Genomic DNA, 23,256 nt, shown 5'->3' with positions numbered 1-23,256 from the left:
GCCATGCCCGACATCCGCATCCACCGCGACCACGCCCTCGGCCTGGCCAAGGCGCGCAAGGTCGCGCTGCAATGGGCCGAGGACGCGGAGAAGAAGTTCGACATGGCGTGCACGATTCTCGAAGGCGAGACCAGCGACACGGTGGAGTTCACGCGCTCCGGCGTGAAGGGCGAACTGATCGTTGCGGCGGATCACTTCCAGCTCGACGCGAAACTCGGCTTCCTGCTCGGTGCGTTCAGCAAGACGATCGAGTCCGAGATCGAGAAGAACCTCGATGCGCTGCTCGCCAAAAGCAAACCGGCCGCGAAGAAGGCGGCCGGCAAGTCGTCCAAGAAGTAGAGAGGGCTATTTGAGCGACTCGATCAGGTCGACGTACTCCTGCATCGCCGCCTCGCTGGTCTGGCCCTTGAGCGCGTTCCACGCATCCCACTTCGCGCGGCCTACCATGTCGGAAAAGCCGGGACGCTTGCCGTCCACGTCACCGCTGCTGGCCTGCTTGTAGAGCGCGTAGATCTTCAGCAGCGTCATGTTGTCGGGCTTCTCGGGCAGGGCCTTCGAATCCTTGACGGCTTGCTCGAATTGCGACTTCAGGTCAGCCATGGTGGGGTGCTCCTCTGGGTGAAAATGTGCATTGACGCAGGCGATGTTACCCAGCATCTTCGCGCGTCCCACAAGAACACTTCGAGGAGAAACCCGATGCCGCAGCCCAACCCGCAGAAGCGCACCTCGCAGCGCATGTCGCGCGTGGACACCGCCTGGCTGCGGATGGACAACGACGTCAACCTGATGATGATCGTGGGCGTCTGGCTGCTGCAGCCCGGCATCACCCACGCGCAGCTCTGCGAGCGCGTCGAGGACAAGCTGCTGAAGTACGAGCGCTTCCGCCAGAAGGTGGTGCCCGACGCGATGGGCGCGATGTGGGTCACCGACGACGCGTTCGACGTGACCCGCCACGTGCTGCACCAGAAGCTGCACCGCGCACGCGGCCAGAGCGAGCGCGAGGCGCTGCAGGCGCTGGTCGGCGAACTGGCCAACACGCCGCTCGACCCCGACCACCCGCTGTGGCAGTTCCACCTGATCGACGGCTACGAGGGCGGCAGCGCGCTGGTGGCGCGGGTGCACCACTGCATCGGCGACGGCATCGCGCTGATCTCGGTGATGATGTCGATCACCGACGGCGGCATGGACCCGCCCAAGCGCAAGAAGCGCGCGCCGCCGGAGTCCGAAGGCGACTGGCTGGCCGACGCGGTGATGAAGCCGCTGACCGATCTGGCGACCAAGGCGATCGGCATGTACGGCGGCGGCGTCGCCAAGTCGATGGAAATGCTGTCGAACCCGCAGGAGGGGCTGGCCGGCTCGATCGAGATGGCGCGCACCGGCGCGAAGGTGCTCGGCGATGTCGGCGCGATGGCGATGATGCCCGACGACTCGCCGACGCTGCTGAAGGGCAAGCCGATCGGCCAGAAGATCGTCGCCTGGGGCGAGCCGGTGCCGCTCGACCAGGTCAAGGCGATCGGCAAGGCGCTCAACTGCTCGATCAACGACGTGCTGCTCGCCTGCGTGGCCGGCGCGATCGGCGCGTATCTGCGCGAGCAGGGCGACGATCCCACCGGCAAGGAGATCCGCGCGATGGTGCCGGTCAACCTGCGCCCGCTCGAACAGGCCTGGAAGCTCGGCAACCGCTTCGGCCTGGCGCCGCTCACGTTGCCGATCGGCATCGACAACCCCATCGAGCGCGTCTACGCGGTGCGCACGCGCATGAACCAGCTGAAGGACAGCTACCAGCCGCTGCTGGCGTTCGCGGTGCTCGCGGTGGCGGGCTTGCTGGTCAAGCCGGTGCAGGACGGGCTGCTCGGCCTGTTCGCTAAGAAGGCCACCGCGGTGATGACCAACGTGCCGGGCCCCGCGGTGGCGCTGAAGTTCTGCGGCGCCACGCTGCGCCAGACCATGTTCTGGGTGCCGGCGTCGGGCGACATCGGCGTGGGCGTGTCGATCCTGTCGTACGGCGGCGGCGTCCAGTTCGGGCTGATCACCGACAAGAAGCTCTGCCCGCACCCCCAGCAGATCATCGACCGGTTCGAGCCGGAGTTCGAGAAGCTCCTGCTCGTCACGATGATGCTGCCGTGGGGTGAGACCGCCTGAGCGTCAGCGGCGGCCGCCGACGAAGCTGCCGGCCGCCGGTGTCGCGCTCGGGTCGTTGAACGTGCCGCTGGCCGTGCCGGTGGCGAAGTCCAGGGTGCCGGTCGCGGTGGCTGTGCCGTTCGTGTAGCTGAACGCGCCGGTCGCCAGGTCGGTGAAGGTCAGCGTGCAGGCCTCGAACTGCGAGGTCGCCCGGTCCTGGCACGAGACGCTGCCGTTGGCGTTGACGAACACCGTCGTGCCGTTGGTCGCGCTCGGCACGGTGCCGGGCTCGCGCAGGTCCCAGGTGCCCTGGTACGAGGTGGCGGTCAGCGCGAGCGGGGTCGACGGATCGGGCACCGCGACGCCGAGCTGGGTCAGCAACGCGGTGGCTGCGACGGTGTTGCCGGTGTAGAAGCCCGGAGCCGGGCCGCTGTTCACGGGCACGGTGCCGAGCTTGCCCAGGCTCAACGTGCTGTTGCTCCACCACTCGTTCGGCGTGTCGCTGGTGTAGGTCACGCCGCCGTAGACGAAGCTGCTCGGCGCATAGATGCACGGTGATCCGCCGCGGGTGGCGATCATCGCTTCGAGGGTCGTGACCGGCAGGCCGTTCGTCGAGGCGTTGGGCGACCTGCAGCCGGTGCCGGCGGCTGGGCAGTCGCATCGCCGCCCGCTGCCACCTCCGCGCTGTACTGCATCACGGTGTTGCCGAGACCGGGCGGGTTGTCGGTGCCGGAGGGGTAGTACGAGATGGCCTCGCTCACCGGGGTGTTGGTGGTGTAGAAGACCGAAGAGCCCGCCGGGAAGACCGCACTGCCGAGCGCCGCCGTGTCCGTGATCTCGAGGTTGCTGTAGCCCGCCGCGCGGATCTGGGCGTAGACCTCGGCCATCGACTTGCCGCCGACCTCGAAGCTGACGCGCACGCTGCGGCCGGTCTCGCGTTGGTCGCAGTAGCTGTAGGTATTGGCGCCGAGACTGTCGCGGACACTCGACTTGCTCTCGAAGTTGACCGGACAGCTGGTCCAGGCGCTGCCGTTCCAGTTCAGGTCGGCGTTGCGCCAGGGATCGCTGCCCGAGCTCCAGGTGGCGAGCTGGCCCGCCACCATGCGCTGACGGCGGTCGACATAGCGCACCTTGTTGTCCGCGTCGGGCGCGCTCTGAGCCTCCGTGCTTGTCAGCACCCGCAGCGCGTAGCTCGTGCCGCTCGTGTAATTCAGGCTCATCAGCTGCATCGACGCTGCGGCCGATGCCGCCGCGGCCGGCGCCGGCGCCTGGTTGTTGACCGCGACGACGGTGACGGCGCCCGCCGCGGTCAGCCCCTCGCTCGCCACCAGCGCAGTGACGGCGGCGGCGATCGCGGCCTCGGCGTCCGCCGGCGAGGCGGCGGCGCGCACGGCGGGGTCCGCCGCCGCGCCGACGATCGAGGGCAGCAGTTCGAGCAGCTTCATCTGCACGATCTTGTCGAGGTCGGCTTGCGTGATCGTCGCGCCGTCGATCGCGGTCGTGCCGAGGGCGGGTGCCAGCGCGGCGGCCTGCTGCTGCATCGTGACGACCACCATGCGCGCCAGCGTGGCGGGTGCCAGGCTGCCGTCGGTCGGTGCGGGCGCCGTGGTGTAGTCCTCGTACAGCGAGCCTTGAATTCCGGTCGCTTCTTGCACGACGCGGGCGGCGTCGGCCGAGCCGGTGCCGCTGCTGGCGATCGTTTGCTGCACCAGCGTGGTCAACGGGCTCACCACCGTGGCGTGGTCGGCCGGCGCGGACATGACGTAGGCGATCGTCACCGACCCGTGGTCCTTGTCGACCGCGTCCGTCCCGACCATCGCGACCAGCGGGCAGCGGCCGGCATCCGCGTTCGGCACCGCCAGCGTCACCTTGCCGTCGGCGTCGGTGCGGCCCTGCGTCTCGTCCGCATCACACGAGTTGTTGGTGTTCTTGTCGATGCAGACCAGCGCGTTGCCGATCGCGCCATCGATGACGGTTGTGGTGAGGGCGGTGGTGGTCGGCGCGTCGTCGCTGCCGCCACCGCAGGCGCCGAGCGCGAGCAGCGTGGCACTGGCGAGCGCGGTCTTGAGTCCGGTGAATCGAGTGGTCATGACACATCCCCTGGTTGATGTCGACAACCGGCGGCGCATTCCGGCCGGTGACCCTCAGCGAGAGGGCCACGCGACCATATCGGGGCATGTGTCTGAAGGCTTCCTCAAACGAGCGGAGAAGCTGCGAGTTCAAGCGGCGCGGCTGCGCCCTGGGCCAGCGGATCGGCCGGGAAGAAATAGGCGAGTCGTTGTCGCATCAGTTCGGGCTCGATGGCGGCGTCGTACCCGCCCTTGCGTCGCTTGATCATCGCGCCCCACGGCAGCGCGTCCGTCTCTTCGGACAGCTTGCGCAAATAGTCGCGGGTGCTGCCGATCTGTCGGGCGGGGACGCCCCCGACGATGCTGCCGGGCGGCACGTCGCGCACCACCACGGCGCCGGCGCCGACGATCGCGTCGGGCCCGATGGTCACGCCCCGCATGATCAGCGCGCCGTGGCCGATGAACACGTTGTCCTTGACCGTGATCTTGCCGACGGCTTCCACACTCTCGCCGTAGGCGGCGTAGAGCACTTCGATGGCGCCGTCGTGACCGATGAACGTGCAATCCGCCAGGACGACGTTGCTCCCGATCGTCACGTAGGCCGGATCGGTGAATGTCACGCCGCGGTTGATGCGGACGTTGTTGCCCACCGCGTGAAGGCCGCCATACAGGCGGAGGTACTCGCAATACTCGCGCGAGTCGGGCTTGCAGATCCGCAGGTAAAGCGACTTGAAGCGCCCATGCCGCAGGGCCAGGCGGCGAAGCAACCGCTTGATCATCGAGAATTCCCAGAAGACATTGCGCAAGTATGGGTGGCGCCCGCGGCGCTGATTCCCCGAACCGGCGCGGATTAGTCCTCCAGTTCCGCCTTCGCCATCTCCACGTCCAGCCGCTCCATCGCGTCCAGCGGCGTCACGGCGGCGGCGTCCTCGTAGAGCTTGGTCGCTTCCTTCATCTTCTTGTCGCCCTCGAGCATCACCAGGCCGTTGGCGTACTCGACCATCGCGATCGCGGAGGTCGGGTTCAGCTTCAGCGCGGTCTTGAACATCGACAGGCCGGCGTCCTTGCTGGCGCCCTGGGTGCGGCCGAGCAGCGAGCCGACCTTGTCGATCACTTCGGCATGGAAGGCGCCGAGCGCGATGTGCGCGTCGGCGTGCTTGGGGGCGAGCTTGATCGCGGTCTCGAGCGCGCTCTTGACCTTGCTGCCCAGGCCCTGTGCCAGCGCCTTCGCGATGCTGATGCCCTGGCTGTAGCGACCGAGCGCATACGCCATCAGGTAGTAGGCGTTGGCGTTCTTCGGATCGGTGCCGATCTGGGCCTCGGCGCGCTCCGCCACTTCCATGAACAGCGCGAGCTTGGCCTTCTCGCTCTTTTCGAGGTAGTTGGCGTAGATCGCCTGCGCCTTGTTCGCGACCGTCACGCCTGCGCCGCCGGCCTTGAGCCCCGCCTCGGTCGCCTTCTGGAACTCCCCGGCGTGGAACAGCGCCCAGGCCGCGAGCACCTTCGCGTCGCTCGGGAGCGGCTCCGCGTCACCGGCGTGCAGGCGCGCCCAGTTCTTCTTGAGGGCGGCGGCGTCGTAGGCGTAGTCGGCGCTGTCGTGCGGGAACGCGGTCCATTTGGTGGCCATGGTCAGTCTCCTTTGCGGTAGTTGCCGACCAGCGTGTGCAGGTGCGCGCGCTGGTCCGGTTCGAGGTAGGGCGAGAGCAGGCTGAGCACGTGGAAGGCGCCGCGCAGCAGTGCGGCGCCGGCGCTCTCGGGCTCGAGCGCATTGCGCGGGTCGCGCACGTACTCGTAGCTCAGCCAGTAGGTGAGCACGACCACCATCGCGGTGGCCACCGGCTCGACATCGCGGATGTCGATCCGCATCGCGTTGCTGCGGGCCAGGCCGTCGAGCACCTGCTGCACCGCCTTGCCTTTGTTCTTGAGCACGAACTGGAAGTGCGTCTCGAGCCGCCGGTTCTTCGACAGCAGATCGTTGAGGTCGCGGTACAGAAACCGGTAGGCCCAGATCAGCTCGAACAGCATGTGGAAGAACAGCCAGGCATCCTCGACGTTGCGCACGTCCTCGGCGGCCCGCATCAGCTCGGTCAGGCCGCGCTCGTAGCGGTCGAACAGGCTGTTGATCAGCTCGTCCTTCGCCGGGTAGTGGTAGTAGAGGTTGCCGGGGCTGATGCCGAGCTCGGCCGAGATCAGCGTGGTCGACACGTTGGGCTCGCCGAAGCGGTTGAACAGCGCCAGCGTCACCTCGAGGATGCGTTCGGCCGTGCGGCGGGGCGGCTTGCGCGGTTCCTTGGGGGGCGTGGGCATGGGGCGGTGGGCGAGGTCTCGGCGGGCAATCTAGCATCAACCCACGGTGCGGCGAATCGGCATCGGCCATAAGTCTGGGCGCTGCCTACAATCCTCCGCTGCATGCCAGCCATCTCATTCCAGAACGTCTCGAAGACCTATATCGGCAAGAGCGGCGCCGTCCACGCGCTCGACGACGTGAGCTTCGACATCCAGCCCGGCGAATTCTTCGGGCTGCTCGGCCCCAACGGCGCCGGCAAGACCACGCTGATCAGCATCCTCGCCGGCCTGGCGCGCGCCAGTGCCGGGCACGTCAAGGTCCTCGGCCATGACGTGGTGAGCGACTACGCCGCGGCCCGTCGCAGCCTGGGCATCGTGCCGCAGGAACTGGTGTTCGACCCGTTCTTCAACGTGCGCGAGGCGCTGCGCATCCAGAGCGGCTACTTCGGCGCCCGTGTCGACAAGAAGGCCAACGACGCCTGGATCGACGAACTCTTGGCGAACCTGGGGCTGGCCGACAAGGCCAACGCCAACATGCGCCAGCTCTCGGGCGGCATGAAGCGCCGCGTGCTCGTCGCACAGGCGCTGGTGCACCGCCCGCCGGTGATCGTCCTAGACGAGCCGACCGCCGGTGTCGACGTCGAACTGCGCCAGACGCTCTGGCAGTTCGTCGCGCGCCTGAACCGCGAAGGGCACACCGTGCTGCTGACGACCCACTACCTCGAAGAGGCCGAAGCGCTGTGCGGCAGGCTGGCGATGCTGAAGCAGGGTCGCGTCGTCGCGCTCGACCGCACGTCCGCGCTGCTGGCCGGCACCGCCAGCACGATGCTGCGCTTCAAGATGGACGCGCCGTTGCCCGCGGCGCTGGCCGCGCAATCGCGCGTCACCGGCCGCATCGTGCAGATCACCGCGCACGATGCGCACGAGGTCGAGACCATCCTCGGCGTGCTGCGCAACGCGGGTTGCCAGCCCGAGGACCTGGAGATCGGCCGCGCCGACCTGGAGGACGTGTTCCTCGAAATCATGAACGGGCCGCCGCGCACCGTGGCTCAGGTGAGGGTGGCGGTATGACGACGTCGACGCTGCTGTCTGGAACGAGCACGCTCCTCTACAAGGAAGTGCTGCGCTTCTGGAAGGTGAGCTTCCAGACGGTCGCCGCGCCGGTTCTGACCGCGATCCTGTACCTGCTGATCTTCGGCCACGTGCTCGAGGACCACGTGAAGGTGTTCGGCAGCGTCGGCTACACGAGCTTCCTGATTCCGGGGCTGGTGATGATGAGCGTGCTGCAGAACGCGTTCGCCAACAGCAGCTCGTCGCTGATCCAGAGCAAGATCACCGGCAACCTGGTGTTCCTGCTGGTCGCGCCGCTGTCGCACTGGGCCTGGTTCCTGGCGTATGTGGGCGCGTCGGTGGTGCGCGGGCTGGTGGTCGGCGCGGGCGTGATGGCCGCGACCGTCTGGTTCGCGCCGCTGCACCTGGCCAACCCGCTGTGGATCGTCGTCTTCGGCATCGCGGGTGCGGCGATGATGGGCGCACTCGGGCTGATCGCCGGGTTGTGGGCGGAGAAATTCGACCAGATCGCCGCGTTCCAGAACTTCATCATCATGCCGATGACGTTCCTCTCGGGCGTGTTCTATTCGGTCGGCTCGCTGCCGCCGTTCTGGAAGGCGGTGAGCCACCTGAACCCGTTCTTCTACATGATCGACGGGTTCCGGCACGGCTTTTTCGGCGTCAGCGACGCGTCGCCGTGGACCAGCCTCGCGGTCGTCGGCGGCAGCCTCGCCGTCGTCTGCGCGCTGTGCCTGCACCTGCTGCGGATCGGCTACAAGATCCGCCACTGATCACTTGTCGTAGATCGCCTCCAGCGACCGGAATCCCTTGACCTCGAGCGGGTTGCCGAACGGGTCCTCGAAGAACATCGTCCACTGCTCGCCGGGCTGACCCTCGAAGCGCAGGCTCGGCGGGACGATGAACGCGACGCCGGCGGCCTGCAGCCGCGCGGCCAGCGCCTGCCAGTCGGCCAGTTCCAGGATCACACCGAAGTGCGGCATCGGCACCAGGTGCTCGCCGACCCGGCCGGTGCGCGCAGTCGCGAACGGCTCGCCGAGGTGCAGCGAGATCTGGTGACCGAAGAAGTCGTAGTCGACCCAGGTCGGCGCGCTGCGGCCCTCCGCGCAGCCGAGCGTCTCGCCGTAGAAGCGGCGCGCAGCGTCGAGGTCGCGCACGTTGAAGGCCAGGTGGAAGATGCTGTTCATGCGCCGATTATCGATAATCGGTCCATGACCCATGGCATGCGCAAGGGGCTCACGTCGTACGGCGACGCCGAGTTCTCGCTCTTTCTCCGCAAGGCGTTCATCAAGGCGATGGGCCTGTCGGACGACGCCCTCGCGCGGCCGATCGTCGGCATCGCCAACACCTACAGCGACTACAACGCCTGCCACGGCAACGTGCCCAAGCTGGTCGAGGCCATCAAGCGCGGCGTGATGCTCGCAGGCGGGCTGCCGATGGAGTTCCCGACGATCTCGATCCACGAGTCGTTCGCCTACCCGACCAGCATGTTCCTGCGCAACCTGATGGCGATGGACACCGAGGAGATGCTGCGCGCGCAGCCGATGGATGCGGTCGTGTTGATCGGCGGCTGCGACAAGACCATCCCGGCGCAGATGATGGCCGCGGCTTCGGCCGACGTGCCGGCCGTGTTCGTGCCGGTCGGGCCGATGTTGGTCGGTCATCACAAGGGGGAAGTGCTCGGCGCCTGCACCGACTGCCGGCGGCTCTGGGGCGAGCACCGCGGCGGCCGGATCGACGCGGCCGAGATCGAGGCGATCAACGAGCGCCTGGCGCCGACGGCCGGCACCTGCATGGTGATGGGCACGGCCAGCACGATGGCGTGCATCGTCGAGGTCATGGGGCTGGCGCTGCCACGCTCCGCCACGATCCCGGCGACGCACGCCGACCGCCTGCGCAGCGCCGAGGCCAGCGGCAGGCAGGCGGTCGCGATGGCGATCAGCGGCCACCCGTTGCCCAGCGAGGTGATGACGCCGGCCGCGTTCCGCAACGCGCTGATCATCATGCAGGCGATCGGCGGCTCGACCAACGGGCTGATCCACCTGACGGCCGCGGCCGGCCGCCTGCGCATCCCGATCGACCTGGCCGAGGTCGACCGGCTCGGCCGCGCGGTGCCGGTGCTGGTCGACCTGAAGCCCAGCGGCGCGCACTACATGGAGCACTTCCACTGGGCCGGCGGTGTGCCGCGCCTGCTGCACGAGTTGCAGGACCTGCTCGATCTCGACGCGCCGACCGTGATGGGCGGCACCCTGCGCGACTGCATGAACGGCGCCGAACTCGACCCGGGCCAGCAGGTCATCCGGCCGCGGTCGGCGCCGATCAACGCGCACGGCAGCATGGCGGTGCTGCGCGGCAACCTGGCGCCGCGCGGCGCGATCATCAAGCAGTCGGCCGCGTCGCCGCGCCTGATGAGCCACACCGGCCGTGCGGTCGTGTTCGACTCGGTCGAGGACATGACGCTGCGCATCGACTCGCCGGAGCTCGATGTGACCGCCGACGACGTGCTCGTGCTGCGCAACGCCGGCCCGATCGGCGCGCCCGGCATGCCCGAGGCCGGCTACCTGCCGATCCCGCGCAAGCTCGCGGTGCAGGGCGTGAAGGACATGGTTCGCCTGTCCGATGCGCGCATGAGCGGCACCGCGTTCGGCACGATCGTGCTGCACATGACGCCCGAGGCGGCGATCGGCGGGCCGCTGGCGCTGGTGCGCAATGGCGACTCGATCCGGCTCGACGTGGCCGGGCGGACCCTCGAGCTGCTGGTCGACGACGCGGAACTGGCGCGCCGCCGGGCCACGCTGCCCGCGATCAGCCCGGGCGCGGCGCCGGTGCCCGACCGCGGCTACGCGGCGCTGTTCCACCGCAGCGTGCTGCAGGCGGACCAGGGCTGCGACTTCGATTTCCTGGTCCCCGGGCCGCTGCCCCTAAAATAGCGCCACCATGGCCGACCCCACCCCCGACGACGTCCAGCGATTCATCGCCCAAGGGCTGGCCTGCGACCACATCGACGTCGAGGGCGACGGACGCCACTTCTTCGCGACCATCGTGTCGGCCGAGTTCGAAGGCACGACCCGCGTGGCCCGCCAGCGCCGCGTCTACCAGGCCCTGGGCGATAGAATGCGCGAGCAAATCCACGCGCTGTCGATGAAGACGCTCACGCCGGCCGAATGGGCCCGTTCCACCACCGCCGCCGAGCCCGGCGCGGCATCCGCACACCACCACTGAACCCGGCCGCAGGGTTCCTGCGGCTGTCGGCGTGGTGACGGCCAGCCCCGATCCACCTGCGCCGAAGGCCGCGTGAACCCTGGGGCTGCCGAAACCCTATGGACAAACTCCTGATTCGCGGTGGCCGCCGGCTCGAAGGCCGCGTCACGATCTCCGGTGCGAAGAACGCGGCGCTGCCCGAACTCTGCGCCGCGCTGCTCAGCGCCGAGCCCGTGACGCTGCGCAACCTGCCGCGCCTGCACGACGTGCGCACTGCGCTGAAGTTGCTCGGCAGCCTGGGCGTCGCGATCGACCGCGATCCGGCACACGCCGAGGTCGTGACGCTGAACGCCGCACAGCTCACCTCGCGCGAGGCTTCGTACGAACTCGTGAAGACGATGCGCGCGTCGATCCTCGTGCTCGGCCCGCTGCTCGCGCGCTTCGGCGAAGCGCGCGTCTCGCTGCCCGGCGGCTGCGCGATCGGCTCGCGGCCGGTCGACCAGCACATCAAGGGTCTGCAGGCGATGGGCGCGGAGATCACCGTCGAGCACGGCTACATCGTCGCGAAGGCCGCGCGCCTGAAGGGCGCACGCATCACGACCGACATGGTCACCGTGACCGGCACCGAGAACCTGCTGATGGCCGCCACGCTCGCCGACGGCGAAACCATCCTCGAGAACGCGGCGCAGGAGCCCGAGATCCCCGACCTGGCCGAACTGCTGATCGCGATGGGCGCGAAGATCGAAGGCCATGGCACCAGCCGGATCCGCATCGAGGGCGTCGAGCGCCTGCACGGCGCCACGCACACGGTGATCCCCGACCGGATCGAGACCGGCACCTTCCTGTGCGCCGTGGCGGCCGCGGGCGGCGACGTGCGGCTCGAGCGTGCGCATGCCGGCCACCTGGAAACCGCGATCGAGAAGCTGCGCGAGGCAGGGGCGCAGATCGAAGTCGGCAACGACTGGATCCGCGTGCGCAGCGCAGGGCGGCTCAAGCCGGTCAGCTTCCGCACCAGCGAGTACCCCGCGTTCCCGACCGACATGCAGGCGCAGTTCATGGCGCTCAACTGCATCGCCGAGGGCACGTCGGTCGTCACCGAAACGATCTTCGAGAACCGCTTCATGCACGTCAACGAGCTGGTGCGGCTGGGCGCGAAGATCGAGGTCGACGGCCACACCGCGGTGGTGCAGGGCGTGTCGCAACTGTCCGGCGCCACCGTGATGGCGACCGACCTGCGCGCGTCCGCGAGCCTCGTGATCGCGGGCCTCGTGGCCGAGGGCGAGACCATCGTCGACCGCATCTACCACCTGGATCGAGGCTACGACCAGATGGAAGCGAAACTGCGCGCGATCGGCGCGGACATCGAGCGCACATCATGAGCGGCGACATGATCACCTTCGCATTGCCCAAGGGCCGCATCTTCGACGAGATCGTCCCGCTGCTGAAGGCCGCCGGCATCGAGGTGGCCGAGGACCCCGAGAAGACCCGCAAGCTGATCGTCGGCACCAGCCGGCCCGACGTGCGGCTCGTGCTGGTGCGCGCCTCCGACGTGCCGACCTACGTGCAGCACGGCGGTGCCGACCTGGGCGTGGTCGGCAAGGACACATTGCTCGAGCACGGCGGCGCGGGCCTGTACCAGCCGCTCGACCTGAACATCGCCAAGTGCCGGATGAGCGTGGCGGTCCGGGCCGACTTCGATTACGCGGCCGCGGTGAAGCAGGGCTCGCGCATCCGGGTCGCGACCAAGTACACCCAGATCGCACGCGATCACTTCGCCAACAAGGGTGTGCACGTCGACCTGATCAAGCTGTACGGCTCGATGGAGCTGGCGCCGCTGACCGGCCTGGCCGACGCGATCGTCGACCTGGTGTCGACCGGCAGCACGCTGCGCGCGAACCACCTGGTGGAGGTCGAGCACATCATGAACATCTCGTCCCGGTTGATCGTCAACCAGGCCGCGCTGAAGCTCAAGCGCGCGTCCGTCCGCGCGATCATCGATGCGTTCGAGCGCGCGGTGGGGCCGTTGCCATGAGCGCCGTGAACATCCGCCTGCTCGACACGACGGCGGCCGACTTCGAGCCCGCGTTCCAGCGCGTGCTGCACTGGTCGGCCGAGACCGACGACGCGATCGAGCAGCGCGTCGCGGCCATCCTCGCCGACGTGCGTGCTCGCGGCGACGCGGCGGTGCTCGAATACACCGCGCGCTTCGACGGCGTGTCGGCCACCAGCGTGGCCGCGCTCGAGATCCCGCGTGCCGAACTGCTCGCCGCGCTGAACGCGATCCCCACCGCGCAGCGCGATGCACTCGAGGCCGCCGCGCAGCGGGTGCGCAGCTACCACGAGCGCCAGCTCGAAGCCTCGGGCCGCTCGTGGAGCTACCGCGACGACGACGGCACGCTGCTCGGCCAGAAGGTCACGCCGCTCGACCGCGTCGGCATCTACGTGCCGGGCGGCAAGGCGACCTACCCGTCGAGCGTGCTGATGAACGCGCTGCCCGCCAAGGTGGCCGGCGTCGGCGAGATCGTGATGACCGTGCCGACGCCTAATGGTGAGCGCAACGCGATGGTGCTGGCCGCCGCGGCGATCGCCGGCGTCGACCGCGCCTTCACGATCGGCGGCGCGCAGGCGGTCGGCGCGCTGGCCTACGGCACCGCGACCGTTCCGGCGGTGCACAAGATCACCGGCCCCGGCAACGCGTATGTCGCGAGTGCGAAGCGGCGCGTGTTCGGCGTGGTCGGCATCGACATGATCGCCGGTCCAAGCGAGATCCTGGTGCTGGCCGACGGCACGACACCGCCCGACTGGATCGCGATGGACCTGTTCAGCCAGGCCGAGCACGACGAACTGGCGCAGAGCATCCTGCTGTGTCCGGATGCCGCCTACATCGCGCAGGTGAAGGCGGCGATCGACCGGCTGCTCGACGCGATGCCGCGGCGGGACGTGATCCGCGCGTCGCTCGAAGGCCGCGGCGCGCTGATCAGGACGCGCAGCATGGAGGAGGCCTGCGACATCAGCAACCGCATCGCGCCGGAGCACCTCGAGGTCAGCTCGCGCGACCCGCACCGCTGGGAGCCGCTGCTGCGCCACGCCGGCGCGATCTTCCTTGGCGCCTTCACCAGCGAGAGCCTGGGCGACTACTGCGCCGGCCCGAACCACGTGCTGCCGACGTCCGGCACCGCGCGCTTCTCGTCGCCGCTGGGCGTGTACGACTTCCAGAAGCGCAGCAGCCTGATCGAAGTGAGCGAGGCCGGTGCGCAGCAGCTCGGCCCGATCGCCGCCGAGCTGGCGTACGGCGAGGGGCTGCAAGCCCACGCGCGCGCCGCCGAAATGCGCCTGAAGCGTTGACACGAAGTTCGTGTAGCACGAAAATAGTGTCGATGAAGAACGTGACCGTGACGATGGAAGACAGCGTGGCCGACTGGGCTCGCATCGAGGCCGCGCGCCGCAACACCAGCGTCTCGCGCCTGGTCGGCGAGATGCTGGCCGAGAAGATGCGGCACGACGATGCCTACGAGCGTGCGATGAACGAATGGCTCAGCCGTGACCGCACCTGGAAGTCCGACGGCCGCCCCTATCCCCTGCGAGACGAGATCCATGACCGCGGTCTTCGTTGACACCAACGTCCTGATCTACAGCGAGGACGGTGCCGATCCTGCCAAGCAGGTAAGCGCCATCGAGTGGCTGCAGGTCCTGTGGACGAGGCGCTGCGGGCGCCTGAGCGCGCAGGTGTTGAACGAGTTCTACGTCAACGTGACGAAAAAGCTCAGACCTGCGATGGCGGCGGGCGACGCGCGGGCGGAGGTGCGGCGCTACCAGCGCTGGCAGCCGTGGGTGCCGGACCACGCCACGGTCGAGACGGCCTGGGCGGTCGAGAGCCGCTTCGGCTTCAGCTATTGGGATTCGCTGATCGTCGCCTCCGCCAAGGCCCAAGGTTGCCGCTATCTGCTGACCGAAGACCTGCAACACGAACAGACGATCGACAGCGTGCAGATCCTCAACCCATTTCTTGTCGGGCCCGACGTGCTCGACGCCCCTGCCGCATGAGTTCCCTTCAGCACCGGATCGACCGCGTCATCCGCCGGGACATCCAGTCGATGCACGCCTATGCGATCCAGGACAGCACCGGCCTGGTCAAACTCGACGCGATGGAGAACCCGTTTCGCCTGCCTGAGCCGCTGCAGCGCCAACTGGGCGAGCGGCTGGGCCGGGTCGCGATCAACCGCTACCCGGTGGGGTGCGTGGCCGACGTGATCGCCGCGCTCACGGCGTACGTCAAGTTGCCCGCCGGCTGCAAGCTGATGCTGGGCAACGGGTCCGACGAACTGATCTCGCTGCTCGCGATGGCGTGTGATCTGCCCGGGGCGAAGATCCTCGCGCCGCTGCCGGGCTTCGTGATGTACGGCATGTCGGCCAAGTTGCAGGGCCTGGGGTTCATCGGCGTGCCGACCACCGCGAGCTTCGAACTCGACGAGGCCGCGATGCTGGCGGCGATCGAGACGCACCGCCCGGCGATCACCTACCTGGCGTACCCGAACAACCCGACCGCGAACCTGTTCGACACCGGTGCCGTCGAGCGCATCGTCGCCGCCGTCGGCCGGCAGGACGGCCTGGTCGTGATGGACGAGGCCTACCAGCCGTTCTCGTCGCGCACCTGGATGGACAAGGTGGCGCAGCACGAGCATGTGCTGGTGATGCGCACACTCAGCAAGTTCGGCCTGGCCGGGGTGCGCCTGGGCTACATGGTCGGCGCGGCGGCGCTGATCGACGAGATCGACAAGGTCCGCCCGCCCTACAACATCAGCGCGCTCAACGCCGAGGCGACGCTGTTCGCGCTCGAGCATGCCGCCGAGTTCGCCGCGCAGGCCGAGGTGCTGCGCACCGAGCGCGCCGAGCTGCTGCGCGTGCTGGCCGAGCTGCCGGGCGCGCAACCGTTCCCGAGCGAGGCGAACATGATCCTGGTGCGCGTGCCCGATTCGAAGCGCGCGTTCGAGGGCATGAAGGCCCGCGGCGTGCTGGTCAAGAACATCGAAGGGCTGCACCCGTTGTTGAAAAACTGCCTGCGCCTGACGGTGGGCACGCCCGAGGAAAACATACTGATGATCGACGCGCTGAAAGCGAGCCTGTGATGACCGAACCGACCGCTCCCCGCCTGGCGGAAGTCGTCCGCAACACCAACGAGACGCAGATCCGCGTCGCGCTGAACCTGGACGGCACCGGTGCCGCCAGGTTCTCGACCGGCATCGGCTTCTTCGACCACATGCTGGACCAGATCGCCCGCCACGGCCTGATCGATCTGGACATCGAGGCCAAGGGCGACCTGCACATCGACGGCCACCACACGGTCGAGGACGTCGGCATCACGCTCGGCCAGGCCATGGCCAAGGCGGTCGGCGACAAGAAGGGCCTGCGGCGCTACGGCCACGCGTACGTGCCGCTCGACGAGGCGCTGTCGCGCGTCGTGATCGACTTCTCCGGCCGGCCGGGCCTGCACATGCGGGTCGACTTCAAGAGCGGCATGATCGGCGCGCTCGACACCCAGCTGGTCTACGAGTTCTTCCAGGGCTTCTCGAACCACGCCGGCGTGACGCTGCACATCGACAACCTGCACGGCGACAACGCGCACCACCAGTGCGAGACGATCTTCAAGGCCTTTGCGCGCGCGCTGCGCATGGCGCTGGAGATCGATCCGCGCGCGGCTGGCGTGATCCCGTCGACCAAGGGGTCGCTCTGACATGAAGCGCACCGTCGCCGTGGTCGACTACGGCATGGGCAACCTGCGCTCGGTGTCGCAGGCGGTCATGCACGTGGCGCGCGACACCGACTTCGAGGTGATCGTCACGTCGAACCCCGACGAGGTCTTCGCCGCCGAGCGCATCGTGCTGCCCGGACAGGGCGCGATGCCCGACTGCATGAGCGAACTGCGCCACTCCGGCCTGCAGGAGGCCGTGCTGCACGCGGCCGCCAACAAGCCGCTGATGGGCGTGTGCGTCGGCATGCAGATGCTGCTGACCACCAGCGACGAAGGGCCTGCTGGGGTCGGAACCCGGGGCCTGGACCTGATCCCCGGTGGCGTGCACCGCTTTCAGCTCGAAGGTCAGCTTCAGCCCGACGGCAGCCGCTACAAGGTTCCGCAGATGGGCTGGAACCGCGTTCTGCAGGTGCGGCCGCACTCGATCTGGGAGGGCGTGCCCGACGGCGCGTACTTCTATTTCGTCCACAGCTTCTACGCGCGCCCGTCCGACCCGCGCCACAGCGCGGGGGAAACCGACTACGGAACGCGCTTTACCTGTGCGCTGGCGCGAGATAACATTTTCGCGACCCAGTTCCACCCCGAAAAGAGCGCCGACCACGGCTTGGCGCTCTACCGCAACTTCCTCCACTGGACTCCCTGAGCGCGTTTTTTGCCTCGCCCCGGCCATGCTGTTGATTCCCGCGATTGACCTGAAAGACGGTCACTGTGTCCGCCTCAAGCAGGGCGACATGAACGACTCCACCACCTTCAGCGAGGACCCGGCACGCATGGCGCGGCGCTGGGTCGACGCCGGCGCGCGCCGCCTGCACCTCGTCGACCTGAACGGTGCCTTCGCCGGCAAACCGGTCAACGAGGGCGCGATCAAGGCGATCCTCGCCGAGGTCGGCGACGAGATCCCGGTGCAGCTGGGTGGCGGCATCCGCGACCTCGACACGATCGAGCGCTACCTGGACGACGGGTTGAGCTTCATCATCATCGGCACCGCCGCGGTGAAAAACCCGGGCTTCCTGCGTGACGCGTGTTCCGCGTTCGGCGGCCACATCATCGTCGGCCTCGACGCGAAGGACGGCAAGGTCGCGACCGACGGCTGGAGCAAGCTGACCGGCCACGAGGTCGTCGACCTGGCGAAGAAGTTCCAGGACTACGGCGTCGAGGGCGTGATCTATACCGACATCGGCCGCGACGGCATGCTCAGCGGCATCAACATCGACGCGACCGTCAAGCTCGCGCAGGCGCTGACCATTCCCGTGATCGCCTCGGGCGGCCTCAGCAACATCGCCGATATCGAGCAACTGTGCGCGGTGGAGGACCAGGGCGTCGAAGGCGTGATCTGCGGCCGTGCGATCTACAGCGGCGATCTCGATTTCGCTGCTGCGCAGACCCGCGCCGACGAGCTCAACGGCGCCTGAGCGCGATGCTCGAAGGCCCACGAGGCAAGCCCTGACATGCTTGCCAAGCGCATCATCCCCTGCCTGGACGTGACCGGCGGCCGTGTCGTCAAGGGCGTCAACTTCGTCGAGCTGCGCGATGCCGGCGACCCGGTCGAGATCGCCGCGCGCTACAACGACCAGGGCGCGGACGAGCTGACCTTCCTCGACATCACCGCCACCAGCGACGGGCGCGACCTGATCCTGCACATCATCGAGGCGGTCGCGTCGCAGGTGTTCATCCCGCTGACGGTGGGCGGCGGTGTGCGCACCGTGGCCGACGTGCGGCGGCTGTTGAACGCGGGCGCCGACAAGGTCAGCTTCAACTCCGCGGCGATCGCCGACCCGCAGGTCATCCACGACGCCTCGGCCAAGTACGGCGCGCAATGCATCGTCGTCGCGATCGACGCCAAGGCACGTGCCGATCGCAGCGGCTGGGACGTCTACTCGCACGGCGGCCGCAAGAACACCGGGCTCGATGCGGTCGAGTGGGCGAAACGGATGACCGCACAGGGCGCGGGCGAGATCCTGCTGACCAGCATGGACCGCGACGGCACCAAGATCGGCTTCGACCTGGCGCTGACCCGCGCCGTCAGCGACGCGGTCAGCGTGCCGGTGATCGCCTCGGGCGGCGTGGGCGCGCTCGAGCACCTGTCCGAGGGCATCCGCATCGGCGGCGCCGACGCGGTGCTGGCGGCGAGCATCTTCCACTACGGCGAGTTCAGCGTCGGTCAGGCCAAGGCGCTGATGGCACGCGACGGCATTCCGGTTCGGACATGACGGCAGCCGCACGGCGCAGTGAAGTGCGCCTGATCGGCGGCCAGTGGAAGCGCAGCAAGCTGCCCGTGGCCGACACGCCGGGGCTGCGCCCCACGCCGGACCGCGTGCGCGAAACCCTGTTCAACTGGCTCGGCCACGACCTGGCCGGCTGGCGCTGTCTCGACGCGTTCGCCGGTTCCGGTGCGCTCGGCTTCGAGGCCGCTTCGCGCGGTGCGTCGAATGTCGTGCTGCTCGAACGCGACCGCCGGCTGGCCGCCGCGCTGACCGCTTCCAAGCTGCGCCTGAAGGCCGACGCGCTGCGCATCGAGAACGTCGATGCGCTCGCGTGGATGGCGCGCTGCCCGCCGGATTCGTTCGAGCTCGTGTTCATCGATCCGCCGTTCGACCTGCCGTTGGTCGAGCCGTCGCTGGCGTTGGCGCAGCGTCTGGTGGTGCCCGATGGCTTCGTCTATGTCGAGGCGGGGCAGGCGATCGCCCCGCCGCCCGGACTGAGATTGCACCGCCAGGGCCGTGCCGGCGCCGTGCATTTCCACCTGTTGCAGCGAGCCGACTCGGCCTGAATCGGCCCGGCTACACTGCGGCCGGAACCAACCGACGGGAGCGCCCCTTGACCTCCGTGACGAAACTGACTGCCGTCTACCCGGGCACCTTCGATCCGATGACGCTCGGTCACGAAGACCTGATGCGCCGCGCCAGCCGGTTGTTCGAGCGTCTGATCGTCGCGGTCGCCGCGGGGCACCACAAGCGCACGATGTTCACGATCGCCGAACGGCTCGACATCGCGACCGAACTGGCTGCCAAGTACCCGAACGTCGAGGTGATGGCCTTCCGCGGCCTGCTGCGCGATTTCGTCGTCGGCAACGAAGGCAAGGTCGTGGTGCGCGGGCTGCGCGCCGTCAGCGACTTCGAATACGAATTCCAGATGGCCGGGATGAACCGCCAGCTGATGCCCGAGGTCGAGACTGTGTTCCTCACGCCCGGCGACCGCTACCAGTTCGTGTCGGGCACCTTCGTGCGCGAGATTGCCACCTTGGGCGGTGATGTCTCCAAGTTCGTGTCACCCTCGGTGCTGAGTCGCCTGCATCAACGCGTCAAGGCGACCGAGGACTGAGCGAGACGTTCCACCATGGCCCTGCTGATCACCGACGAATGCATCAACTGTGATGTCTGCGAACCCGAGTGCCCGAACCAGGCGATCTCGATGGGCGTGGACTTCTACCAGATCGATCCGGCCAAGTGCACGGAGTGCGTCGGCCATTTCGACGAGCCCCAGTGCGTGCAGGTCTGCCCGGTCGATTGCATCCCGGTGAACCCGGAACACGTGGAATCCAAAGAGACGCTGTGGCAGAAGTACCGCCGGCTGCAGGCCGCGGCCACGGCGGGCTGACCTGCCTCAGGCGCCGCTGCGGTGCGCGCGCGGCGCGGGCTCGATGACGAGCACCTCGACGGGTTGAAACGGCGCTGTCGCCAGGCGCTTGCCCTTCTTCTTGTGCTGGACGGTCGGCCTGACCAGCGCGACCTGACGGACAGATGGTGCGCCGCCGAGGTTCGCCGCTCCGGCGGGGCGCACGTCACGCGCTTGCGCCAACCGATCGCGTCGCATGTCGTCGGCGAGGCGCCTTTCATCGGCCGCCACACGTCGTGCTTCTGCATGCTGGGACGCGGTGCGCGAGTCGTCGATGTCCACCGCACGTCCTTGTGCGCAGGCCACCTGGGAGTACGCGTTGCCGCAGCGGTAGACCGTTTGCGAGAGCGCGGGGGTGACGGCGAACGCGACGAGCAGGGCAATGGCGAGCGGCTTCATTCGTCTTTCTCCTTCGGTGGTTCCGACGCGGGAGGGCGCGGCGGCTTGGGCCGCGGCGGCTTGGCATGCACCTTCATCAGCGCGCGGTCCATGTCGCCGGCAAGCAGCAAGTCGAGCGCGGTCAGCGCCTGCTCGATCGACTTGTCGATCGCTTCGCGGTGCTCGGCCATCGGCTTGCGCAGCACGTAGTTCACGACCTCGGCCTTCACGCCCGGATGACCGATGCCCAGCCGCAGCCGCCAGAAATCGGCACTGCCCAGCTGCGCCTGGATGTCCTTCAGCCCGTTGTGTCCGGCGTGGCTGCCGCCGAACTTCATCTTCATCTGGCCAGGCAGCAGATCGAGCTCGTCGTGCGCGACCAGGATCTCGGCCGGCGCGATCTTGAAGAAGCGCGCCAGGGCGCCAACCGACTTGCCGGACAGGTTCATGAAGGTCATCGGCTCAAGCAGCCAGAGCGGCCCGTCGGGTCGGTTCACGCGCGCCGCGAGGCCGAAGTAGCTGCGCTCCGGAACCAGGTTCGCCTTCAGCTCGCGCGCGACCGCATCGATGAACCAGAAGCCCGCGTTGTGGCGGGTGTCTTCGTATTCAGGGCCCGGGTTGCCCAGGCCAACGAGGAGTCGAATCATGGTGCGGATTATCGAGTGGGGCAGGCGAAAAAAAGCGGAAGTATAGACAAAACAAACCCAAAGGCTTATGATCGCTTCAACGACGGAGCAATGACATGGCCGAAGCGATTCTCAACCAGCCGCACTTTCAAGACCCGGACGCCGCGCGCGACTTCCTCGAATCGGTGCGTTGGGCGAACGGCGTTGTCTGCCCGCACTGCGGCGTGATCGACAAGTTCTACAAGCTGGTAGGCGCGGCCCATCGCCCGGGCCTCTACAAGTGCTCTGAATGCCGTGAGCAGTTCAGCGTGACCGTGGGCACCGTGTTTGAGTCGAGCAAGATCAAGCTGCATATCTGGCTTCAAGCCTGCCACCTGATGAGCGCCAGCAAGAAGGGCATTAGCTCCAAGCAACTGGAGCGCATGCTTGGCGTCAGCTACAAGACCGCATGGTTCATGTCGCACCGCATCCGGGAAGCGATGAACGTCGCTCCTTCGGGCCAGCTTGGTGGCAGCGGTTCGCCGGTTGAAGTCGATGAGACTTTCTGGGGCAACACCGGCAAGCAAGCCAAGGGCGCGCGCGGTGGCGACCACAAGATGAAGATCGTTTCGCTTGTCGAGCGCAACGGCGAGAAGCGTTCGTATCACGTTGCCGACGTGACCGCCAAGACTGTCGCCCCGATCCTGCGCGCCCAGATCGACAAGAAGGCTCGCTTGATGACGGACGAGGCTGCGATCTACACCAAGGTCGGCCGCGAGTTCGCAGAACATGGTGTCGTGAGCCACGGCAAGGGCGAGTACACCCGTGGCGACGTGACTTCAAACACCGTAGAGTCGAGCTTCGCTATCCTCAAGCGTGGCCTGTACGGCACCTTCCACAGCGTCAGCGAGCAGCATCTGCAACGCTACGCGACCGAGTTCGATTTCCGTTGGAACAACCGCCAAGCGCTTGGCGTCAATGACGTTCAACGCACTGCCAAAGTGCTGATGAACATCGAAGGCAAGCGCCTCACGTACCGAGCCTAGATTGAGCGCAACAAAGTCTGGAAAGCCATCAAAGCCCAAGCCGCCGAGCGACGGGCAAAGCGGCGACGGGATAGGGTTTGACGAACTGGTCAGGCGGATGCTCTCGACTCCCCCGCCTCCGAAAAAAACAGCGGGCAGAAAAAAGCCCGCCTAGGCGGGCTTCTCTAGCGCGTAGCGCTGAGTCAAGCGGTAGCGCGCGACTTGTTCGCAGCCAGTTGACGTGACATCTCGTTGACCATCGCGCTCAAGTCCTCGCAAGAGCGAAACAGTTCTTCCAGCAAGGCGGAATACTCAGCCTCACTTTGAGGCTGAGCAAAGCCGTAGATGTTGAAGTTCAGATCTTTCATCGTGCTTCCTTTGCTCATTAAATAACGCATTGCTTTTCGAGCGCCGCGAGGGCTTCTTCGTAGTCGCCCCGTTCTCCTGCCAACAACGCCGAACCCAGACGTTCCATATTTGTGATCTGACTCTTCGCGTTCAAGAGTTGACGCTGTTGCTCGTAGGGTTGATCGAACGCATACAGCGCGTCGATCATCGCTCCGATCACTTTCAACAACTTGACCATGTCGTGAATGTTCGGCGACGGAAGATCACCCAGGGCCTCAAAACCGTACAGCTTCGCATCCCGCAGAACCTGGTTGCTGCTGCTGAAAACGATCGCCCAAACAGCTTCAATCCGAGTCTTTTCCCCGTCGCTGATCACTACTTCGGTCATCGCAAGCCCCGTATTGGCAAACCCGCGATTCTACAACCTTGTAAACGCTCAATTCTTAATTCTTGCCGACACTCCGAACGTACAGGTCGTTCAACAGCGTGTCAATCGGCTCCGTCCTACGCCTATTCGGCACCGGTACAACCATCTTGACCGATTTCCATGTCGGGAATGTTGCGCTGCGGCAAAGCCCATGCCAACCCCCCAAGCCGGCGGAAGGTTGCTCTAGGCGGACGAACGGCATCCCGCCGTTGGTCTAAAACGCCAAAACCCGCGCGGGGCGGGCTGGTGGGTCGCTTAACTCGTTGATATCATTACAAGTGCATCCGGCGGGGCTCGAACCCGCACGCTTCTCAGGGCTTCAGTTTTAAAGACTGCCGCGTGTACCAGTTCCGCCACGGATGCA

31 protein-coding genes are annotated in these 23,256 nt (G+C 67.4%); 20 read left to right on the top strand and 11 right to left on the bottom strand.

What is annotated here, in order from left to right; all coding sequences use genetic code 11:
• The first annotated feature begins 3 nt into the window (after nt 1-3).
• Entirely contained in the window at nt 4-339 is a 336-nt protein-coding gene (locus ASC76_RS11360) for a polyhydroxyalkanoic acid system family protein (protein ID WP_056465537.1), read from the top strand.
• A 6-nt stretch (nt 340-345) separates the two neighbouring features.
• Here ASC76_RS11360 and ASC76_RS11355 read toward each other — a convergent pair whose 3' ends face one another.
• Nucleotides 346-600, bottom strand: a complete 255-nt coding sequence (locus ASC76_RS11355) for an acyl-CoA-binding protein (RefSeq protein ID WP_056465535.1) — start codon at nt 598-600, stop codon at nt 346-348.
• A 96-nt stretch (nt 601-696) separates the two neighbouring features.
• Here ASC76_RS11355 and ASC76_RS11350 point away from each other — a divergent pair, with 96 nt between their 5' ends.
• On the top strand, nt 697-2,142 hold the full coding sequence (locus ASC76_RS11350; RefSeq protein ID WP_056465533.1) for a wax ester/triacylglycerol synthase family O-acyltransferase: 1,446 nt from the start codon (nt 697-699) through the stop codon (nt 2,140-2,142).
• 3 nt (nt 2,143-2,145) lie between these two features.
• On the opposite strand, the gene ASC76_RS11345 is transcribed toward ASC76_RS11350, so the two are convergent.
• The 5 genes from ASC76_RS11345 to ASC76_RS11325 form a co-directional block, all read right to left on the bottom strand.
• On the bottom strand, nt 2,146-2,700 hold the full coding sequence (locus ASC76_RS11345) for a hypothetical protein (protein WP_056465531.1): 555 nt from the start codon (nt 2,698-2,700) through the stop codon (nt 2,146-2,148).
• Complete coding sequence (locus tag ASC76_RS11340; protein WP_056465530.1) at nt 2,697-4,211, bottom strand: hypothetical protein; 1,515 nt, start codon at nt 4,209-4,211, stop codon at nt 2,697-2,699. Before ASC76_RS11340 ends, ASC76_RS11345 begins: the two co-directional genes overlap by 4 nt.
• A 104-nt stretch (nt 4,212-4,315) precedes the next feature.
• Nucleotides 4,316-4,996 carry a hypothetical protein gene (locus tag ASC76_RS26445; protein ID WP_305815755.1) on the bottom strand — a complete coding sequence of 227 codons (681 nt, stop codon included), beginning with the start codon at nt 4,994-4,996 and terminating at the stop codon, nt 4,316-4,318.
• A 44-nt stretch (nt 4,997-5,040) separates the two neighbouring features.
• A complete protein-coding gene (locus ASC76_RS11330; RefSeq protein WP_056465529.1) occupies nt 5,041-5,817 on the bottom strand; it encodes a hypothetical protein in 777 nt (258 codons plus the stop codon).
• A 2-nt stretch (nt 5,818-5,819) separates the two neighbouring features.
• Nucleotides 5,820-6,497 (bottom strand): TetR/AcrR family transcriptional regulator, encoded by a 678-nt coding sequence (locus ASC76_RS11325; protein ID WP_056465527.1) that lies wholly within the window; start codon nt 6,495-6,497, stop codon nt 5,820-5,822.
• Nucleotides 6,498-6,599: 102 nt separating this feature from the next.
• On the opposite strand from ASC76_RS11325, the gene ASC76_RS11320 reads away from it, so the two are divergent.
• Together ASC76_RS11320 and ASC76_RS11315 are read left to right on the top strand one after the other, a co-directional pair.
• Nucleotides 6,600-7,547, top strand: a complete 948-nt coding sequence (locus tag ASC76_RS11320; RefSeq protein ID WP_056465525.1) for an ABC transporter ATP-binding protein — start codon at nt 6,600-6,602, stop codon at nt 7,545-7,547.
• Complete coding sequence (locus tag ASC76_RS11315; RefSeq protein WP_056465523.1) at nt 7,544-8,317, top strand: ABC transporter permease; 774 nt, start codon at nt 7,544-7,546, stop codon at nt 8,315-8,317. Before ASC76_RS11320 ends, ASC76_RS11315 begins: the two co-directional genes overlap by 4 nt.
• Here the strand turns inward: ASC76_RS11315 and ASC76_RS11310 are convergent, their stop codons facing one another.
• Nucleotides 8,318-8,731, bottom strand: a complete 414-nt coding sequence (locus ASC76_RS11310; protein ID WP_056465521.1) for a VOC family protein — start codon at nt 8,729-8,731, stop codon at nt 8,318-8,320.
• A 24-nt stretch (nt 8,732-8,755) separates the two neighbouring features.
• Here ASC76_RS11310 and ASC76_RS11305 point away from each other — a divergent pair, with 24 nt between their 5' ends.
• The 15 genes from ASC76_RS11305 to ASC76_RS11235 all read left to right on the top strand — a co-directional run bounded on the left by ASC76_RS11305 (nt 8,756) and on the right by ASC76_RS11235 (nt 20,091).
• Nucleotides 8,756-10,474 carry an IlvD/Edd family dehydratase gene (locus ASC76_RS11305; protein WP_056465518.1) on the top strand — a complete coding sequence of 573 codons (1,719 nt, stop codon included), beginning with the start codon at nt 8,756-8,758 and terminating at the stop codon, nt 10,472-10,474.
• A gap of 7 nt (nt 10,475-10,481) precedes the next feature.
• Complete coding sequence (locus ASC76_RS11300; protein ID WP_056465516.1) at nt 10,482-10,766, top strand: BolA family protein; 285 nt, start codon at nt 10,482-10,484, stop codon at nt 10,764-10,766.
• A gap of 98 nt (nt 10,767-10,864) precedes the next feature.
• Nucleotides 10,865-12,124 (top strand): UDP-N-acetylglucosamine 1-carboxyvinyltransferase, encoded by a 1,260-nt coding sequence (gene murA, locus ASC76_RS11295; protein ID WP_056465514.1) that lies wholly within the window; start codon nt 10,865-10,867, stop codon nt 12,122-12,124.
• A gap of 8 nt (nt 12,125-12,132) precedes the next feature.
• A complete protein-coding gene (gene hisG / locus ASC76_RS11290; RefSeq protein WP_056467302.1) occupies nt 12,133-12,777 on the top strand; it encodes an ATP phosphoribosyltransferase in 645 nt (214 codons plus the stop codon).
• Nucleotides 12,774-14,090 (top strand): histidinol dehydrogenase, encoded by a 1,317-nt coding sequence (gene hisD, locus ASC76_RS11285; RefSeq protein WP_056465512.1) that lies wholly within the window; start codon nt 12,774-12,776, stop codon nt 14,088-14,090. Before hisG ends, hisD begins: the two co-directional genes overlap by 4 nt.
• A 32-nt stretch (nt 14,091-14,122) precedes the next feature.
• A complete protein-coding gene (locus ASC76_RS11280) occupies nt 14,123-14,359 on the top strand; it encodes a hypothetical protein (RefSeq protein ID WP_056465510.1) in 237 nt (78 codons plus the stop codon).
• Nucleotides 14,340-14,789, top strand: a complete 450-nt coding sequence (locus tag ASC76_RS11275; protein WP_056465508.1) for a PIN domain-containing protein — start codon at nt 14,340-14,342, stop codon at nt 14,787-14,789. The genes ASC76_RS11280 and ASC76_RS11275 overlap by 20 nt, the downstream gene beginning before the upstream one ends.
• Nucleotides 14,786-15,871 (top strand): histidinol-phosphate transaminase, encoded by a 1,086-nt coding sequence (hisC, locus tag ASC76_RS11270; RefSeq protein WP_056465506.1) that lies wholly within the window; start codon nt 14,786-14,788, stop codon nt 15,869-15,871. Before ASC76_RS11275 ends, hisC begins: the two co-directional genes overlap by 4 nt.
• Entirely contained in the window at nt 15,871-16,476 is a 606-nt protein-coding gene (gene hisB / locus ASC76_RS11265; RefSeq protein WP_056465504.1) for an imidazoleglycerol-phosphate dehydratase HisB, read from the top strand. The genes hisC and hisB overlap by 1 nt, the downstream gene beginning before the upstream one ends.
• A 1-nt stretch (nt 16,477) precedes the next feature.
• The gene (gene hisH, locus ASC76_RS11260) at nt 16,478-17,137 is read left to right on the top strand and encodes an imidazole glycerol phosphate synthase subunit HisH (protein WP_056465501.1); all 660 of its coding nucleotides are present in this window, start codon (nt 16,478-16,480) and stop codon (nt 17,135-17,137) included.
• A 25-nt stretch (nt 17,138-17,162) separates the two neighbouring features.
• Nucleotides 17,163-17,906 carry a 1-(5-phosphoribosyl)-5-[(5-phosphoribosylamino)methylideneamino]imidazole-4-carboxamide isomerase gene (gene hisA / locus ASC76_RS11255; RefSeq protein ID WP_056465499.1) on the top strand — a complete coding sequence of 248 codons (744 nt, stop codon included), beginning with the start codon at nt 17,163-17,165 and terminating at the stop codon, nt 17,904-17,906.
• Nucleotides 17,907-17,942: 36 nt separating this feature from the next.
• Nucleotides 17,943-18,704, top strand: a complete 762-nt coding sequence (gene hisF / locus ASC76_RS11250; RefSeq protein WP_056465497.1) for an imidazole glycerol phosphate synthase subunit HisF — start codon at nt 17,943-17,945, stop codon at nt 18,702-18,704.
• Complete coding sequence (rsmD, locus tag ASC76_RS11245; RefSeq protein WP_056465495.1) at nt 18,701-19,264, top strand: 16S rRNA (guanine(966)-N(2))-methyltransferase RsmD; 564 nt, start codon at nt 18,701-18,703, stop codon at nt 19,262-19,264. Before hisF ends, rsmD begins: the two co-directional genes overlap by 4 nt.
• Nucleotides 19,265-19,311: 47 nt before the next feature.
• Nucleotides 19,312-19,815 (top strand): pantetheine-phosphate adenylyltransferase, encoded by a 504-nt coding sequence (gene coaD, locus ASC76_RS11240; protein ID WP_082549052.1) that lies wholly within the window; start codon nt 19,312-19,314, stop codon nt 19,813-19,815.
• Nucleotides 19,816-19,830: 15 nt separating this feature from the next.
• On the top strand, nt 19,831-20,091 hold the full coding sequence (locus ASC76_RS11235; RefSeq protein ID WP_056465492.1) for a YfhL family 4Fe-4S dicluster ferredoxin: 261 nt from the start codon (nt 19,831-19,833) through the stop codon (nt 20,089-20,091).
• A gap of 6 nt (nt 20,092-20,097) precedes the next feature.
• Here ASC76_RS11235 and ASC76_RS11230 read toward each other — a convergent pair whose 3' ends face one another.
• Nucleotides 20,098-20,508, bottom strand: a complete 411-nt coding sequence (locus tag ASC76_RS11230) for a hypothetical protein (protein ID WP_056465491.1) — start codon at nt 20,506-20,508, stop codon at nt 20,098-20,100.
• Nucleotides 20,505-21,134 carry an aminoacyl-tRNA hydrolase gene (gene pth, locus ASC76_RS11225; protein ID WP_056465489.1) on the bottom strand — a complete coding sequence of 210 codons (630 nt, stop codon included), beginning with the start codon at nt 21,132-21,134 and terminating at the stop codon, nt 20,505-20,507. The genes ASC76_RS11230 and pth overlap by 4 nt, the downstream gene beginning before the upstream one ends.
• Before the next feature lie 95 nt (nt 21,135-21,229).
• Here pth and ASC76_RS11220 point away from each other — a divergent pair, with 95 nt between their 5' ends.
• Nucleotides 21,230-22,138 carry an IS1595 family transposase gene (locus tag ASC76_RS11220; protein WP_056465487.1) on the top strand — a complete coding sequence of 303 codons (909 nt, stop codon included), beginning with the start codon at nt 21,230-21,232 and terminating at the stop codon, nt 22,136-22,138.
• Nucleotides 22,139-22,320: 182 nt separating this feature from the next.
• Here ASC76_RS11220 and ASC76_RS25335 read toward each other — a convergent pair whose 3' ends face one another.
• A complete protein-coding gene (locus tag ASC76_RS25335; protein WP_157615570.1) occupies nt 22,321-22,485 on the bottom strand; it encodes a hypothetical protein in 165 nt (54 codons plus the stop codon).
• A gap of 17 nt (nt 22,486-22,502) precedes the next feature.
• Nucleotides 22,503-22,853 (bottom strand): hypothetical protein, encoded by a 351-nt coding sequence (locus ASC76_RS11215; RefSeq protein ID WP_056465485.1) that lies wholly within the window; start codon nt 22,851-22,853, stop codon nt 22,503-22,505.
• Nucleotides 22,854-23,256 lie beyond the last annotated feature (403 nt).

This window comes from Rhizobacter sp. Root404 (assembly GCF_001425865.1).
Classification (GTDB): Bacteria; Pseudomonadota; Gammaproteobacteria; order Burkholderiales; family Burkholderiaceae_C; genus LMDS01.
The sequence above is the reverse complement of the archived record's forward strand: the minus strand, read 5'-3'. Positions and strand labels throughout refer to the sequence as shown.

What these genes read in the sequence shown, in the direction of transcription:
- ASC76_RS11360 (WP_056465537.1), top strand. Translation starts at nt 4, where the DNA reads ATGCCCGACATCCGCATCCACCGCGACCACGCCCTCGGCCTGGCCAAG.
- ASC76_RS11355 (WP_056465535.1), bottom strand. Translation starts at nt 600, where the DNA reads ATGGCTGACCTGAAGTCGCAATTCGAGCAAGCCGTCAAGGATTCGAAG.
- ASC76_RS11350 (WP_056465533.1), top strand. Translation starts at nt 697, where the DNA reads ATGCCGCAGCCCAACCCGCAGAAGCGCACCTCGCAGCGCATGTCGCGC.
- ASC76_RS11345 (WP_056465531.1), bottom strand. Translation starts at nt 2,700, where the DNA reads ATGATCGCCACCCGCGGCGGATCACCGTGCATCTATGCGCCGAGCAGC.
- ASC76_RS11340 (WP_056465530.1), bottom strand. Translation starts at nt 4,211, where the DNA reads ATGACCACTCGATTCACCGGACTCAAGACCGCGCTCGCCAGTGCCACG.
- ASC76_RS11330 (WP_056465529.1), bottom strand. Translation starts at nt 5,817, where the DNA reads ATGGCCACCAAATGGACCGCGTTCCCGCACGACAGCGCCGACTACGCC.
- ASC76_RS11325 (WP_056465527.1), bottom strand. Translation starts at nt 6,497, where the DNA reads ATGCCCACGCCCCCCAAGGAACCGCGCAAGCCGCCCCGCCGCACGGCC.
- ASC76_RS11320 (WP_056465525.1), top strand. Translation starts at nt 6,600, where the DNA reads ATGCCAGCCATCTCATTCCAGAACGTCTCGAAGACCTATATCGGCAAG.
- ASC76_RS11315 (WP_056465523.1), top strand. Translation starts at nt 7,544, where the DNA reads ATGACGACGTCGACGCTGCTGTCTGGAACGAGCACGCTCCTCTACAAG.
- ASC76_RS11310 (WP_056465521.1), bottom strand. Translation starts at nt 8,731, where the DNA reads ATGAACAGCATCTTCCACCTGGCCTTCAACGTGCGCGACCTCGACGCT.
- ASC76_RS11305 (WP_056465518.1), top strand. Translation starts at nt 8,756, where the DNA reads ATGACCCATGGCATGCGCAAGGGGCTCACGTCGTACGGCGACGCCGAG.
- ASC76_RS11300 (WP_056465516.1), top strand. Translation starts at nt 10,482, where the DNA reads ATGGCCGACCCCACCCCCGACGACGTCCAGCGATTCATCGCCCAAGGG.
- murA (WP_056465514.1), top strand. Translation starts at nt 10,865, where the DNA reads ATGGACAAACTCCTGATTCGCGGTGGCCGCCGGCTCGAAGGCCGCGTC.
- hisG (WP_056467302.1), top strand. Translation starts at nt 12,133, where the DNA reads ATGATCACCTTCGCATTGCCCAAGGGCCGCATCTTCGACGAGATCGTC.
- hisD (WP_056465512.1), top strand. Translation starts at nt 12,774, where the DNA reads ATGAGCGCCGTGAACATCCGCCTGCTCGACACGACGGCGGCCGACTTC.
- ASC76_RS11280 (WP_056465510.1), top strand. Translation starts at nt 14,123, where the DNA reads ATGAAGAACGTGACCGTGACGATGGAAGACAGCGTGGCCGACTGGGCT.
- ASC76_RS11275 (WP_056465508.1), top strand. Translation starts at nt 14,340, where the DNA reads ATGACCGCGGTCTTCGTTGACACCAACGTCCTGATCTACAGCGAGGAC.
- hisC (WP_056465506.1), top strand. Translation starts at nt 14,786, where the DNA reads ATGAGTTCCCTTCAGCACCGGATCGACCGCGTCATCCGCCGGGACATC.
- hisB (WP_056465504.1), top strand. Translation starts at nt 15,871, where the DNA reads ATGACCGAACCGACCGCTCCCCGCCTGGCGGAAGTCGTCCGCAACACC.
- hisH (WP_056465501.1), top strand. Translation starts at nt 16,478, where the DNA reads ATGAAGCGCACCGTCGCCGTGGTCGACTACGGCATGGGCAACCTGCGC.
- hisA (WP_056465499.1), top strand. Translation starts at nt 17,163, where the DNA reads ATGCTGTTGATTCCCGCGATTGACCTGAAAGACGGTCACTGTGTCCGC.
- hisF (WP_056465497.1), top strand. Translation starts at nt 17,943, where the DNA reads ATGCTTGCCAAGCGCATCATCCCCTGCCTGGACGTGACCGGCGGCCGT.
- rsmD (WP_056465495.1), top strand. Translation starts at nt 18,701, where the DNA reads ATGACGGCAGCCGCACGGCGCAGTGAAGTGCGCCTGATCGGCGGCCAG.
- ASC76_RS11235 (WP_056465492.1), top strand. Translation starts at nt 19,831, where the DNA reads ATGGCCCTGCTGATCACCGACGAATGCATCAACTGTGATGTCTGCGAA.
- ASC76_RS11230 (WP_056465491.1), bottom strand. Translation starts at nt 20,508, where the DNA reads ATGAAGCCGCTCGCCATTGCCCTGCTCGTCGCGTTCGCCGTCACCCCC.
- pth (WP_056465489.1), bottom strand. Translation starts at nt 21,134, where the DNA reads ATGATTCGACTCCTCGTTGGCCTGGGCAACCCGGGCCCTGAATACGAA.
- ASC76_RS11220 (WP_056465487.1), top strand. Translation starts at nt 21,230, where the DNA reads ATGGCCGAAGCGATTCTCAACCAGCCGCACTTTCAAGACCCGGACGCC.
- ASC76_RS25335 (WP_157615570.1), bottom strand. Translation starts at nt 22,485, where the DNA reads ATGAAAGATCTGAACTTCAACATCTACGGCTTTGCTCAGCCTCAAAGT.
- ASC76_RS11215 (WP_056465485.1), bottom strand. Translation starts at nt 22,853, where the DNA reads ATGACCGAAGTAGTGATCAGCGACGGGGAAAAGACTCGGATTGAAGCT.